The sequence below is a fragment of the Neorhizobium sp. BETTINA12A genome, from assembly GCF_023006485.1.
In the GTDB taxonomy this organism is placed as follows: Bacteria; Pseudomonadota; Alphaproteobacteria; order Rhizobiales; family Rhizobiaceae; genus Neorhizobium.
This window is the reverse complement of sequence record NZ_JALBGW010000123.1, coordinates 1-13946: the sequence shown is the minus strand read 5'-3', so window position 1 is coordinate 13946 and position 13946 is coordinate 1. Positions and strand designations below refer to the sequence as shown.

At 60.9% G+C, this 13946-nt stretch carries 16 protein-coding genes and 1 tRNA gene; 9 read left to right on the top strand and 8 right to left on the bottom strand.

Features of this window, described 5'->3' with window-relative positions:
* On the top strand, positions 1-1095 hold a 1095-nt coding region (locus tag MOV61_RS22390; protein ID WP_247138142.1), incomplete at its 5' end, for an MFS transporter.
* Positions 1096-1314: 219 nt separating this feature from the next.
* On the top strand, positions 1315-3456 hold the full coding sequence (locus MOV61_RS22385; protein ID WP_247138141.1) for a sodium-translocating pyrophosphatase: 2142 nt from the start codon (positions 1315-1317) through the stop codon (positions 3454-3456).
* An 81-nt stretch (positions 3457-3537) separates the two neighbouring features.
* On the opposite strand, the gene MOV61_RS22380 is transcribed toward MOV61_RS22385, so the two are convergent.
* A complete protein-coding gene (locus tag MOV61_RS22380; protein ID WP_038541863.1) occupies positions 3538-4053 on the bottom strand; it encodes an outer membrane protein assembly factor BamE in 516 nt (171 codons plus the stop codon).
* 224 nt (positions 4054-4277) lie between these two features.
* On the opposite strand from MOV61_RS22380, the gene MOV61_RS22375 reads away from it, so the two are divergent.
* The 7 genes from MOV61_RS22375 to MOV61_RS22345 all read left to right on the top strand — a co-directional run bounded on the left by MOV61_RS22375 (position 4278) and on the right by MOV61_RS22345 (position 9309).
* Positions 4278-4829, top strand: coding sequence for a ubiquinol-cytochrome C chaperone family protein (locus tag MOV61_RS22375; protein WP_247138140.1), 552 nt, complete (start codon positions 4278-4280; stop codon positions 4827-4829).
* 6 nt (positions 4830-4835) lie between these two features.
* Entirely contained in the window at positions 4836-5402 is a 567-nt protein-coding gene (locus MOV61_RS22370; RefSeq protein ID WP_247138139.1) for a DUF177 domain-containing protein, read from the top strand.
* Positions 5403-5555: 153 nt separating this feature from the next.
* Positions 5556-6602, top strand: coding sequence for a phosphate acyltransferase PlsX (plsX, locus tag MOV61_RS22365; protein WP_046605556.1), 1047 nt, complete (start codon positions 5556-5558; stop codon positions 6600-6602).
* A gap of 20 nt (positions 6603-6622) precedes the next feature.
* Positions 6623-7594, top strand: coding sequence for a beta-ketoacyl-ACP synthase III (locus MOV61_RS22360; protein WP_037080647.1), 972 nt, complete (start codon positions 6623-6625; stop codon positions 7592-7594).
* Between the two features lie 121 nt (positions 7595-7715).
* Positions 7716-8054: an integration host factor subunit alpha gene (locus MOV61_RS22355; protein ID WP_007770264.1), complete on the top strand. Its 339-nt coding sequence runs from the start codon at positions 7716-7718 to the stop codon at positions 8052-8054.
* A 154-nt stretch (positions 8055-8208) separates the two neighbouring features.
* Complete coding sequence (locus MOV61_RS22350; RefSeq protein ID WP_038541870.1) at positions 8209-8742, top strand: MerR family transcriptional regulator; 534 nt, start codon at positions 8209-8211, stop codon at positions 8740-8742.
* Positions 8743-8841: 99 nt separating this feature from the next.
* Positions 8842-9309 carry a BA14K family protein gene (locus MOV61_RS22345; protein WP_038541872.1) on the top strand — a complete coding sequence of 156 codons (468 nt, stop codon included), beginning with the start codon at positions 8842-8844 and terminating at the stop codon, positions 9307-9309.
* Between the two features lie 126 nt (positions 9310-9435).
* Here MOV61_RS22345 and MOV61_RS22340 read toward each other — a convergent pair.
* The 7 genes from MOV61_RS22340 to MOV61_RS22310 form a co-directional block, all read right to left on the bottom strand.
* Positions 9436-9512 (bottom strand) — tRNA-Pro (locus tag MOV61_RS22340).
* Between the two features lie 335 nt (positions 9513-9847).
* Positions 9848-10036 (bottom strand): hypothetical protein, encoded by a 189-nt coding sequence (locus MOV61_RS22335; protein ID WP_038541874.1) that lies wholly within the window; start codon positions 10034-10036, stop codon positions 9848-9850.
* A 104-nt stretch (positions 10037-10140) separates the two neighbouring features.
* On the bottom strand, positions 10141-10290 hold the full coding sequence (locus tag MOV61_RS22330; protein WP_038541876.1) for a hypothetical protein: 150 nt from the start codon (positions 10288-10290) through the stop codon (positions 10141-10143).
* 73 nt (positions 10291-10363) lie between these two features.
* On the bottom strand, positions 10364-10657 hold the full coding sequence (locus tag MOV61_RS22325; RefSeq protein ID WP_038541878.1) for a helix-turn-helix transcriptional regulator: 294 nt from the start codon (positions 10655-10657) through the stop codon (positions 10364-10366).
* Positions 10658-10688: 31 nt separating this feature from the next.
* On the bottom strand, positions 10689-11960 hold the full coding sequence (locus tag MOV61_RS22320) for an O-antigen ligase (RefSeq protein WP_247138138.1): 1272 nt from the start codon (positions 11958-11960) through the stop codon (positions 10689-10691).
* A complete protein-coding gene (locus MOV61_RS22315) occupies positions 11957-13510 on the bottom strand; it encodes an undecaprenyl-phosphate glucose phosphotransferase (RefSeq protein WP_247138137.1) in 1554 nt (517 codons plus the stop codon). The genes MOV61_RS22320 and MOV61_RS22315 overlap by 4 nt, the downstream gene beginning before the upstream one ends.
* 99 nt (positions 13511-13609) lie before the next feature.
* Positions 13610-13946 (bottom strand): glycosyltransferase (locus MOV61_RS22310; RefSeq protein WP_247138136.1); only part of this gene is annotated, 337 nt, incomplete at its 5' end.

Sequence of the window (13946 nt, the reverse complement as noted above, 5' to 3'; positions counted from 1 at the left end):
GGGTACCAGTTGCTCGGCGACGACAAGTCGCTGGCGACCGCGCCGCTGACCGGCTTCAACATCGGCATGGCGGCGGGCGCCATCGCTGTTGCCATCGCTTCGCGGTTCCTCGGCCGCAAGACGAGCTTCATGCTGGGCGCGATCCTTGGAGCGCTTGGTGCCGCGACCGCGGCGATCGCGCTCTTCCAAGCGAACTTCTGGCTCTTTGCGACCGGCCTGCTTCTGATCGGCCTCTGCAACGGCTTCAGTCAGAAGATCCGCTTTGCCGCTGCCGACGCGTCGCCTTCATTCTACAAGCCGAAGGCGATCTCCTGGATTCTCGCGGCCGGCATCGTCTCGGCGGTTCTCGGACCGCAACTTGCGATCTGGACCAAGGACCTGCTGTCGCCAGTGCTGTTCGCCGGCGCCTTTGTGGCCGTCATTCCGCTCTATCTGATCGCGCTGGTGATGCTGTCGCCGCTGAAACTGCCGCAGATGAGCGGCAGTCACACTGCTTCGGTGCCTGCGCGCCCGCTCGGCGAGATCGTCGTCACCCAGCGGTTCCTGACCGGCATGATCTGCGGCATCTCCTCCTACGCACTGATGACCTTCATGATGACCGGCGCGCCGCTTGCCATGGTGATCGGCTGCGGTTTCCCGTCGGAAATGGCCACCCTCGGCATCCAGTGGCATGTGCTCGCCATGTTCGCGCCGAGCTTTTTCACCGGCATGCTGATTTCCCGCTTCGGCGTCGAAAAGATCGTCGCCGCCGGGCTGGTGATCCTGATGGGGTGCGCCGTGATCGCCCATATGGGCATCGAGCTCTGGAACTTCTGGGGCGCTCTGGTGCTGCTCGGCATCGGCTGGAATTTCGCCTTCATCGGCTCGACTGCGATCGTCGCCTCCAGCTACCGTCCGCACGAGGCCGACAAGGTGCAGGGTTTTCACGATATCATCCTGTTCACCACCGTCGCGCTATCCTCCTTCTCCTCGGGCAAGATCTTTACCGCCTATGGCTGGTCGTTCATGAATCTGATCATCTGGCCGGTCACGATCGTCTGCCTCGGTCTGGTGCTGGCGCTGATGTTCAAACGCTCTTCCGTGAAATCCGCCTAGAGTCTTGTCCCTTCGGGGCTTGACGCCAATTCATCTCCACCGCAATCTCCCGTCCGCGCAGGCGATCCCGGATTCCTTGGGAGGGGAGCGGTCGGCTGCGCGGGAATGCGCACTATGGAGTATTGCGGCGGTCTTTGCTCATCCCGTGGATGTGCGCCGCTGCAGGGGTGCACGGCCGGAGGGTATGGACCACCCGGCGCTAAGGGAGAGGAAAAGCGAATGACTGTAATTCTGGGTGTGATCGTGTGCGGGTTGCTATCGATCATTTATGCCGTCTGGGCGACGCGTTCCGTGCTTGCTGCCGATCAGGGCAGTATCCGCATGCAGGAGATCGCCGGATATATCCGTGAAGGCGCACAGGCCTATCTGATGCGTCAATACATGACCATTGCCATTGTCGGCGTCGTCGTGACGATCCTTGCCTGGGTTCTGTTGTCCGGCACCGCTGCGGTCGGCTTCGTTATCGGCGCCGTGCTTTCGGGTGCCGCCGGCTTCATCGGCATGCACGTTTCTGTCCGCGCCAACGTGCGCACCGCCCAGGCTTCTTCCCAAAGCCTTGCGGCCGGTCTCGACATCGCTTTCAAATCCGGCGCCATCACCGGCATGCTGGTAGCAGGCCTCGCTCTCCTCGGCGTCTCGATTTATTATTGGATTCTGACAGCCGGCCTCGGCCATCCGACCGGCTCGCGTGAAGTCATCGACGCGCTCGTCTCGCTCGGCTTCGGCGCTTCGCTGATCTCGATCTTCGCCCGTCTCGGCGGCGGCATCTTCACCAAGGGCGCCGACGTCGGCGGCGATCTCGTCGGCAAGGTGGAGGCCGGCATTCCGGAAGACGATCCACGCAATCCGGCGACGATTGCCGATAACGTCGGCGACAACGTCGGCGACTGCGCCGGCATGGCCGCCGACCTCTTCGAAACCTATGCGGTCTCCGTCGTCGCCACCATGGTGCTTGCGGCAATCTTCTTCGCCGGAGCGCCGATCCTCGCAACCGTCATGGTCTACCCGCTGGCGATCTGCGGCGCCTGCATCATCACCTCGATCATCGGCACCTTCTTCGTCAAGCTCGGCTCCAACGGTTCGATCATGGGCGCGCTCTACAAGGGCCTCATCGTCACCGGTCTGCTGTCGATCGTCGGTCTCGCCATCGCCACTTCGATCACCATCGGCTGGGGCACGATCGGCACCGTCGCCGGCAAGCCGATCACCGGTACGAACCTCTTCATCTGCGGCCTTCTCGGTCTCGTGGTGACGGCGCTGATCGTCGTCATCACCGAATACTATACCGGCACCAACAAGCGCCCGGTGAATTCGATCGCCCAGGCCTCGGTGACCGGCCACGGCACCAACGTCATCCAGGGCCTTGCAGTCTCGCTCGAATCGACCGCCCTTCCGGCGATCGTCATCGTCGGCGGCATCATCGCCACCTACCAGTTCGCCGGCCTGTTCGGCACCGGCATCGCCGTCACCACCATGCTCGGCCTGGCCGGTATGATCGTGGCGCTCGACGCTTTCGGTCCGGTCACCGACAATGCCGGCGGCATCGCCGAAATGGCGCACCTGCCGCCGGAAGTCCGCAAGTCAACGGATGCGCTCGATGCGGTCGGTAACACGACCAAGGCCGTCACCAAGGGTTACGCGATCGGTTCTGCGGGCCTTGGCGCGCTGGTTCTGTTTGCCGCCTATTCCAACGATTTGCAATATTTCGCCGCCAACCCCGCCCAGTATCCATACTTCCAGGGCATCGGCGAAATCTCCTTCAGCCTCTCCAACCCTTATGTCGTTGCCGGCCTGATCTTCGGCGGCCTGATCCCCTACCTGTTCGGCGGCATCGCGATGACCGCCGTCGGCCGCGCCGCGGGCTCGATCGTTGAGGAAGTGCGCAAGCAGTTCCGCGAAAAGCCGGGCATCATGGCGGGGACTGAAAAGCCGGATTATGGCCGCGCCGTCGACATCCTGACCCGGGCTGCGATTCGCGAGATGATCATTCCGTCTCTGTTGCCGGTTCTGGCGCCGATTGTCGTCTATTTCGGCGTTCTGCTGATCTCCGGCGGCGACAAGGCTTCTGCCTTTGCTGCCCTCGGGGCATCGCTGCTCGGCGTTATCGTCAACGGCCTGTTCGTGGCGATCTCCATGACCTCGGGCGGCGGCGCCTGGGACAATGCCAAGAAGAGCTTCGAGGACGGTTTCGTCGACAAGGACGGCGTTCGCCACATGAAGGGTTCGGAAGCTCATAAAGCATCCGTTACCGGCGATACCGTCGGCGATCCCTACAAGGATACGGCGGGCCCGGCCGTCAACCCGGCGATCAAGATCACCAATATCGTGGCACTTCTGCTACTGGCGGTGCTTGCCGGCTGATCTCTGAACCAAGCCAGACAAAAAAGCCCGCGAGGAGTGATCCTCGCGGGCTTTTGGATTTTTGTATCCGTTTTCCGGTGTTTACTTGCCGAAGCCGGACAGGATGCTGCGCGCTGCCGCTCCACCAGCGCTGGAGCCGCCGGAAAGCAGCTGCTGCAGGAAGGTGAGGTCGCGGCCGCCGGTCGGTGTCGTGCGCGAAATCGTGTCGAACACCTTGCCGTCCTGCATCGCATAGTTGGCGCGACGGGCGACGACGCCGTCCTTGTCGAAATAGATGGCGAGCACCGTCTGGTCGACGATCTTCGGCTTCATGAAGGCCGCCGCACGCTCGCGTTTCTGCGAGATGTAATAGAACACCTCGGTATCGAAGGTGGCCGTCGTCGAGGGCGTGCCCATCGTCAGCAGCACCTGCTCGCGGCTCGACCCGACCGGAATGAGTTCCAGCGATTTCTGGTCGACCACGTAGCCGTTATACATGGTGTCGCCGATATGCATGGACGTGCAACCCGAGACGGTGATGGATGCGACGACCATTGCCATCGCGGTTTTACTCAAGAATGTCATCTCGTATCCGAAAACCCGCTTGTTCAACGGCATCCCCCAAACTCAACCTGCCCCTGCTGACCCTACCATTGTGGCTATTCAGGGACATAAGACCGATCCCGACCTGGATGTTAAGGCCGCGAAGATCCCACCCCGTTCGCTGATCCGGCGGAACGGCATTGCAATTCGTGCATGCTTCGGTAAACCAGCTTTCGTTTCCATGCAACATGGCCGGCGGCAGGCTGGCCCATTCCTGGAGGCAAATAACGGGAATTCAGATGATCTTCGGCCTTTTCAAGAAGAAAAACCAAAACCACGCGATTGTCGACCGCCAATACTCGGCCTTGACGTCGATGGCGCGTGTACCGTTCTTCTATAGCGATCTGGACGTACCGGACACGGTCATGGGCCGTTTCGAGATGCTCTCGATCGTGATGATCCTGTTCTTCAGGCGTACCGCGAAGTCCGATTCGAGCGGGCAGGAACTGGCCCAGGAGATCGTCGACGCTTTTTTCCAGGATATCGACCACTCCATCCGCGAGCTCGGCATCGGCGACCAGAGCGTGCCGAAGCGCATGAAAAAGCTGGCCGGGATGTTTTATGGCCGGGTGGAGACCTATGCCGCCGCTCTTGAAGGCAAGGACAGCGGGGCGCTTGCCTCGGCCCTCAGCCGGAATATCTATCCCAAGACGGAGGATGCGCCTGGGATGCGAGGGCTGGCGGACTGGATGATCGTTGCGGAGAGGGCGCTCGCCGGCATTTCCGAAGATGAGATTTCCCGCGGGCACGCGGTTTTGCCCCTGCCGGGCCCGCTGCCGCGAGAAGAGTGAGGTTTGATGAAGAACGACCATGGCGCAGGCGAAAAGCCTCCCTTTTCCTATCCCGTCAAAGTTGGGAATATTTCCGCCAATGCGGTGACCGTGAATCTCGAGGCTGATGCGCGCGAGCTGGAGGGGCTCGCAAAGCTGTGGCAGGTCGTTTCGGTCGGTTCGTTGAAGGCCGAGCTGCAGATCGCCCGCTGGAAGAAGGACGGGGTGCGTCTCAAGGGACGCGTCCAGGCCGATATCGTCCAGTCCTCGGTCGTCACGCTCGAGCCGGTGGCATCGAAGATAGACGAGCCGTTCGAGCAGATCTTCGTGCCTGAAGGGTCGAAGCTCGCGCGGGTCGTGACCAGCGATACGGCGGAGATGGTGATCGATCCCGATGGTCCCGATCTTCCCGAAATGTTTGTCGGCGACACGATCGATGTCGGCGAAGTGGTTGCCGAATTCGCAGCACTTGCGATCGATCCCTATCCCCGCGAACCCGGCGTCGAGTTCGCCGATCACCTGGAAGGCGATCCGGATGAAAAGTCCGGACGCCCCAATCCCTTTGCCGTCCTTAAGGACTGGAAAAAGGATTGAGGACGGGTTGTAAGCGACAGCAAAAACTATATTTTGGCCACGAATTCGCCGACACGGCCCCGCATGAGGAGCGAAGGGCCGTTGGAGACGTGAGAACTGGCGCATGGTCCCCGATTGGGGTGTGCGTTCGGCGAAGATAAGGATCAGGGACGCGTGATCAGAATTTCTATCGATGCCATGGGCGGCGATTTTGGTCCCGAGGTCGTCATTGCCGGTGCTGCCAAGGCGCTGGAGCGCCACCCGGATGTGACCTTCCTCATCTATGGGCTCAAGGCTCAATGCGAGCCGGTTTTGGCGAAATATCCAAAGCTGCGGGATAAATCCGTCTTCCACGAATGCGAACTGGCCGTCAGCATGGAGGAGAAGCCGAGTGCAGCTCTCCGGCGTGGCCGTTATGTCTCGACCATGTGGCGGTCGATCGAGGCGGTGAAACTCGGCGAGGCTGAGGTTGTGGTTTCCGCCGGCAATACCGGCGCCCTGATGGCGATGGCGAAGTTCTGTCTGCGCACCATGGCCAATATCGAGCGCCCGGCGATCGCCGGCATCTGGCCGACTCTCAAGGGCGAGAGCATCGTCCTCGATATCGGCGCGACGATCGGTGCCGACGCTCAGCAACTTTTCGATTTTGCGATCATGGGCGGGGCCATGGCACGCTCCCTCTTCGAAGTGGACCGACCGACCGTCGGGCTTCTGAACGTCGGCGTCGAAGAGGTGAAGGGCCAGGAAGAGGTCAAGGAGGCCGGGCGGCTGATCCGCGAGGCCAACCTGCCGACGATCGCCTATCACGGTTTCGTCGAAGGTGACGACATCGGCAAGGGCACCGTCGATGTGGTGGTGACCGAAGGCTTTACCGGCAATATCGCGCTGAAGGCGGCGGAGGGCACGGCCCGGCAGATCGCCACGCTTCTGCGCGAATCGATGTCGCGCACGCTGCTGGCCAGGATCGGCTACCTTCTGGCCAAGCCCGCCTTCGACAGGCTGCGCGAGAAGATGGATCCGAACAAGGTCAATGGTGGCGTGTTCCTCGGCTTGAACGGCATCGTCATCAAGAGCCACGGCAGTGCCAATGCCGACGGCTTTGCTGCCGCGATCGATGTCGGCTATGACATGGCACGCAACGATCTCAACGCGAAGATCCGGCAGGATCTTGCAATTTACCATGCCCGTCGCCAGCCCCCGGCTGGCCCCGAAGCGGCATGACGACAGGATGTGAGTTAAGAATGATCCGTTCAGTGGTTCGCGGTTATGGGGCAGCGCTCCCGAAGCGGGTAGTGACCAATCGCGAGTTGGAAGACATCGTCGAGACCTCCGACGAATGGATCGTGCAGCGCACGGGCATTCGTCAGCGTTATCTCGCCGGCGAGGGCGAGACGACCGCCTCTCTCGGCGAGCAGGCGGCGCGTGCGGCGCTCGAAAACGCCGGTTTGACGCCGGATGACATCGATCTCGTGCTGGTCGCGACCTCGACGCCCGACAACACCTTTCCGGCGACCGCCGTCAATATCCAGAATCGGCTGGGCATGACCCACGGCTACGCCTTCGATCTGCAGGCGGTCTGCACCGGCTTCGTCTACGCGATGGCGACCGCCGATCTGCATATCCGCGGTGGAATGGCAAAGCGTGTGCTGGTGATCGGCGCCGAGACCTTTTCCCGCATCCTCGACTGGAAGGATCGTACCACCTGCGTGCTTTTCGGCGATGGCGCCGGTGCGCTGGTGCTGGAGGCGGCGGAAGGCGAGGGGACCATTGCCGACCGAGGCGTGCTCACCGCTCATCTGCGCTCCGACGGCTCGCATAAGGACAAGCTCTATGTCGATGGCGGCCCGTCCTCGACGGGCACGGTCGGACATCTGCGCATGGAAGGCCGCGAGGTCTTCAAGCATGCGGTCGGCATGATCACCGACGTGATCGACAGCGCGTTCGCCGCGACCGGCACGACGGCAGACGATCTCGACTGGCTGGTGCCGCACCAGGCCAACCGCCGCATCATCGACGGCTCGGCGAAGAAACTCGGTATTCCTTTGGAAAAGGTCGTCGTGACCGTCGATCTGCATGGTAATACCTCGGCTGCATCGATTCCTTTGGCACTTTCGGTTGCCGCCTCCGACGGGCGCATCAAGAAGGGTGATCTGGTGATGCTCGAAGCCATGGGCGGCGGTTTTACGTGGGGCGCATTGCTGGTCCGCTGGTAGGGCTGCAATGATTGGCCGAAACGTAAATAAGCGATTGAGCACAGGTGCTTGACCCTCGCGCTCAAGCAAAATACTCTCTATCGGCTTTGATAAGATCAATTTCGAAAATTGGGCGGGGATCATGGCCGGCAAGACAGTAACACGCGCGGATCTGGCGGAATCGGTTTTCCGCAAGGTCGGACTTTCGCGGACGGAATCGGCCGAGCTCGTTGAGACGGTCATAGACGAGATCTGTAACGCGATCGTGCGGGGCGAGGTGGTCAAGCTTTCCTCCTTCGCGACCTTCCAGGTGCGTTCCAAGAACGAGCGGATCGGCCGCAATCCGAAGACCGGCGAGGAAGTGCCGATTTCTCCGCGTCGGGTGATGACGTTCAAGGCCTCCAATGTACTGAAGAGCCGTATCCTCAAGGCGCACACGGCGCGCAAGGCGAAACTGAAGCCGGCAAGCCCGGTCGCCTGAACCCCGGCGCCCTTTCCGCAATCCTGTGAACATGCTTGAATCTCCCGGCTTAAGCCGTTGAGATATGTCCGATTCGGCGCATAATCCGCGCATGAATTGGAGGCTATGAGTCTGCCCTTGGGGCATGGGCAGCCTGCCGTTTGGAGTGTGACCTTTGGAGAAGAGCCCGGACGCCTTTCGTACGATCAGCGAGGTCGCCGACGACCTCGACCTGCCGCAGCATGTGCTGCGCTTCTGGGAAACGCGTTTCCCGCAGATCCGGCCGATGAAGCGCGGCGGCGGGCGGCGTTATTATCGTCCCGAGGACGTCGATCTCCTGAAGGGTATCCGTCACCTGCTCTACGATCACGGTTACACCATAAAAGGCGTGCAGAAGCTTCTGAAGATGAACGGCAACAAGTTCGTCTCGGCGATCGCGTCCGGCGATCTCGCCACGATGGAAGCGATCATGGCGGCAAACAGCGAAAAGCAGGTCGAGCCGAAGATCAGCACCGCCGAAGAGGATCAGATCGTCGGCCGCCCCAAGGTGAAGCCGAGCGGCCGCTTTTTCGGCTTCGGCGGCACCCACGAGGACGACGTGGAAGTGTCGATCGGCAAGTCCAGCATCGGCAAGGAAGACCGCGCCCTGTTGCAGGAGGCGCTGTTCGATCTTCTGGAATGCAAACGCCTCCTGGATCAGGTTCGCTAATCCAACTCGCGGCAAAGTTAAGAAAAATTTACCATTCACCTCTGGTTCAGGAGAAATGAAGGATCATTTCTTCATAAGGAAAATCAGAGGAGGTGAATTATGAAGAAGAAGCTCGCCGTCGCCGTTTTATCCCTGATTACGGCCTTTAGCGGTGTCGTTCCGGCCCAGGCTTTCCCGTCGATCGCCGCCCCGAGGATCGAAGCGTCCCAGGATATCCAGCAGGTACAGTACTGGCGCGATCGTGACGGCTGGGAAGGCCGCCGCTACTACCGCGACCGCTACGATGGCGACCGCTATTACCGCCGCCATCGCCGTGGCCCGGATGCCGGTGCGATCATCGGAGGGCTTGCCCTTGGCGCGATCATCGGCGGCGCGCTGGCCCAGCCGCGTTATGCACCGAGATACGCTCCGCGTTACTACCGACCGCGCTACTACGCCCCCCGGCGTTATGTCGGTGGCAATGCACATGTAAACTGGTGCTATGCCCGCTACCGGTCCTACAGGGCCTACGATAACACGTTCCAGCCCTATTACGGCCCGCGTCAGCAGTGCTATTCGCCCTACTGACATCCGTTGAACCGGATAACAACGTCAGCCTGCCCTGCCAATCCGGTGGGGCGGGTAAATCACGTGGGGAAGTCCCGGTTCTCGGAAAAGGTTTTTGATCTGACTGAGATTTCAAGGGGATTTAATTGGTCGGGGCGGCCGGATTTGAACCGACGACCCCTTGACCCCCAGTCAAGTGCGCTACCGGGCTGCGCTACGCCCCGACCTGCTCAATGAGCATGTTTTCCCTAGTCGCTCCGCTTTGCCGGCGCAAGCTCAAAATCCTTCGATCGGAAGAAAAAGAGGGTGGTTGGCACAAGAACGCGCCGATGAACATAAAAGCCGGGTCCGAACTCGGGCATCGCGAAAGCCTTCGTCGCGGGCAGCGGCACGGGCTTCACCGGGGCTGCAGCCGCGGATAACCGCTCGGAAGATCAACTATAAGGGGATTGCAGAGATTTCTGCAGAAGATAATTTTAGATATAAAACGAAGTTACGCATGCTGGAAACTTCGGCATAAAGGCGGGCTAAAAGATTAGCTGCGGTATCTATGTAATGCTTAGCGAAAACGCGGCGCCCGGCTTGCATTCATCAAGAGTTCCTGCTGGGACGCAAAAGGTCCGAGAAGTTTCAGAAGGCGGATTTCTTCCTCTTGATCGATACGATAGCGCTTTGCGAACTCCGCAACGCTCCAGACTTTCTTCAAGCCTTTACTATCGATATCGTCGAGATTCATATGCGTCGACATAAGTATCCCCTTTTCTTGCTTGTTCGAACCTAAACTCGCGTGGCAAATTTTGTTCCGGACAACTCTGAGCTTCTATCGTTAATAATGTATCCTCTAACGAACCCTCACTTTTCTTGGACTTTAATACCATTCTGGCCGATGCTGAGCTCGACGCCTCTGGGCTTGGTTTCTTCGCGATAGACGTAAAAACCGAGGCCGACGACGGCGACAAGCAAGGCGCCGATAATGAGATAAAGGTTATTGATGCGTGTCATGCGTACCCCCTGCACGTTGTCTGGCGGCGGGGAAACGCGTGAGATCTCAAAGAGTTCCCGCGCTGCAGCGATTTCAGTCGTCGTTTGCGGCGTTGAGGTTCTGGGGGCGGATTCCCTCGTCGTGAAACTGCTGGCGCAGCCTGAGCCCCGGCCCGGCGCCCGCATCGTCCTCACCCGCGCCGAGGAAAAGCACGCCCTTCGACTCGAAGATTGAACGCAACCGATCGGTGACGCCGGCGTTTGCGAAGACTTGCGAGGCCTCGGCTTCTTCGATCGCAGATTTGGAAAGCCCTGACGCGGCGGCCAACTCCTCCACCGTCATTCCTGTCATCGCGCGTGCGGCGCGGAGTTGAGAAACCGTCAGCATGATAGGGAATCTGGAGCGCTGGGCGCCGAAGTCAAGCGGCGTTGTCGGCCGCAGAGCGGGATCGTCGCTGCGATCGGATGAAACGATGTTCCAGCGCCACGCAGCCCCAGACGATGCCGAGCAGGAGGTAGAAATGCCGCCAGTGGTCGGTGTCGATGACGTTGCCGATGATCGCATGGCCCAATATCATCACCCAGGCGATCATCAGATAGGCCTGCCACGGGCGTTCGCGCAGTATGTAGCGGAAGCCAAACCACAGCGTCGACCAGATCATGATCTGATAGGTGATCGCGCCGAGCCAGCCATAGGTGGTCAGCGTCTTCAGCCAGATATTGTGCTCGTCCTCGCCGAAGATCTTGCCGAAGGCCATCGGCCCCAACCCGAGCGGCCGTTCCATGGCCATCAGGAAGCCGATCTTGTGGCGCTCGAAACGGCCAAGGCGGGCGCCGTCATAGTCCTGCACCAGCTTGGCGCGGTTCGTGAACAGGTCGGAGACCTGCGGGAACTGCAGCGCGATCGCCAGGGCGAGGACGAGGAAGATCGCAGCACCTCCGGCGATCGCCAGGATCTTGAACCGGAAGGCGGTCGTGCGCTCCTTGAGGAGCATGACGATCACCAGAGCGACGCCGGCAAATATCAGAAGGCCCCAGGCGGCGCGCGAGAAGGACAGGAAGATGCCGAGCGCCAGGACGAGGATGCCGGCGATCAGCAGCGGCGCTTTTATCAGCGGTCCGGTCAGCAACCGGTAGAGGAGGTAGAGGAGGGGGGCGACGAGATAGGGGCCGAAGACGTTCGGGTCCTGGAAGGCACCCATGGCGCGATTGTAGCGGGTGAACACATGCGAGCCCGGAAAGGCGTTGAAATAGCCGAGAACGCCGAGCAGCGAGGTGATGATTGCAGCGATGACCCAGGCCTTGAAGATCAGGTTCAGGCGCCGGTGGTCGTTCTCGATGATCGCCGCATAAAAGACCGAACTCAGCGCCAGGAAGGTGGAGACGGCGAAATACATCGGCGCCTCGCTCATGTCCTTCATGACGAACATGGAGAACAGGCCGCTCATGTTGAACGTCAGCATCATCACCAGAAGCGGTCCGACGGTACGCGATATCTTCAGGCCGAGCAGGAACCAGATGCCGATCTGGATTACCATGATCAGTTCGTAAGGCGCAGGTTCGGAAATGACGAAGCCGGAAAGGAAGACGCCAAAGGCGATCAGGCCGGAACCGGCCAGCTTTACGGCCGCCAGCCGGCTGTCGAAACCCACCGGGTGGCCGCCTGCGCGGTTATAGTCGAGCGTGCTCAATAGGCATTGTCCGTGTTGAGCAGCCGGATCGGCGTCAGGAACAGGATCTTGAGGTCGAAGAGCAGCGACCAGTTCTCGATATAATCGAGGTCGTAGGCCGTGCGGGCACGGATCTTCTCGTCGCTGTCGAGCTCGCCACGCAAGCCGTTGATCTGCGCCCAGCCGGTGACGCCCGGCTTGACGCGGTGGCGGGCGAAATAGCTCTCGACTACGTCGACATATTTGCGCGTGCCCGTCTGGGCGAGCACCGCATGTGGGCGCGGTCCGACGAGCGAAAGCTGGCCGCGCAGCACGTTGAACAGCTGCGGCAGTTCATCGATCGAGGATTTGCGCAGGAAGCGACCGACCGGGGTGACGCGCGGGTCGCCCTTGGTGACCGCCTTGATTGCGGTCTGGTCGCCGAGGTCGGTGTACATTGAACGGAACTTCAGGACGTCGATGATCTCGTTGTTGAAGCCGTGGCGCTTCTGGCGGAACAGGATCGGCCCCTTTGAGGTCGCCTTCACGGCGATTGCCGCAGCCAGCATGATCGGCCAGGTGAGAAGGAGGCCGACAACCGAAAAGACGATGTCGAAGACGCGCTTGGCGACCGAGTCCCAGTCGCGGATCGGCTTGTCGAAAATGTCGAACATCGGTACCGCGCCCACATGCGAATAGGAGCGGGGGCGGAAACGCAGGCGATTGGCATGGGCGGCAAGGCGGATATCGACCGGCAATACCCAGAGCTTGCGCAGCAGCTGCAGGATGCGGGCCTCGGCCGTTGCAGGCAGCGCGATGATCAGCATGTCGATGCGGGCAAGGCGGGCGAATTCGATAAGCTCGGCGAAGGTCCCGAGCTTCGGATAGCCGGCGACGACGGTCGGCGAGCGTTCGCTGTTGCGATCGTCGAAAATGCCGCAGATGCGGATGTCGTTGTCGGGCTGCTGTTCGAGCTGGCGGACAAGCTGCTTGGCCGGTTCACCGCCGCCGACGATGATGGCGCGACGCTCCATCACGCCATTGCGCCCCCAGTGACGGATGGCAAAGGCGGTGAGCTGCCGTTCGAGGAAGAGGAACGCGGCGCTGGTGACGAACCAGGCGATAAAGCCGGAAAGCGGATAGGGCTCGTGTTCGACGAGGAAAAGGGTGGACGCCGTCAGCAGAAAACCGATCGTCCAGCAGACGAAAACACGTTTGGCGGTGCGCGAGGCGCCACGCAGCGAGGGGATCTGATAGGTATCGGCCACCTGCAGAAGCAGGACCGTGAGTGTCGAGCCCCAGGCGACGAGGGCGAAGCGGGCGAAAAAGCCGGTGAGATCAATCGGTGCGAAAAGCGCCCCGACGCCAAGGCCGATCCCGAGCATGGCCAGCAGCTCGAACAACCGGAACTGGCCGATCAGCATCGTCGGCGAATAGCTGTCGTTGCGGAACTGCTCTGCAATCTGGCGCGCAAACGGATTGAGCACCGTGGCGTTCACCGGATCATGCTTTTCGTCGGCAGCTCGGAGTTCCGAAACCTTCTTGCGAAGGCTTTCGACATCGAACTGCTCGGACTTGTTCGGCTGGTTCATGGACCGATCCCTTTGGCCTTCCGGGGCCGGCGGCGCTGGAAGCCCCGGTAACGCTGGAAGCAATGGGAAACGCATACCAAAAAGAGGTGAAGGAAGCCTTTAGCCGCGCCCCGAATCCGGTCTCGAACCTGTCAGATCTTGATACAGGCCGAGCATTTCGCGGGCCATGACCGAGGCGGAAAACACCGCCTTGAAGGCCTCCGGTTTCGGCATCACCGCATCCTGCCAGCCGGGCGTCGTGACCGCTTGCGTCATGACGCGGGCGAGATCATCGGCATCGCCGGGGATGGCAAGGGCAGCACTCGCCTCGCCGAGCACTTCCGGAATGCCGCCGACCCGGGAGGCGATCACCGGCTTGCCGGCCGCCAGCGCCTCGAGCACGATATAGGGCATCGCTTCGGCACGGGAGGGCACGACGACGATCTTCGCCATGGCG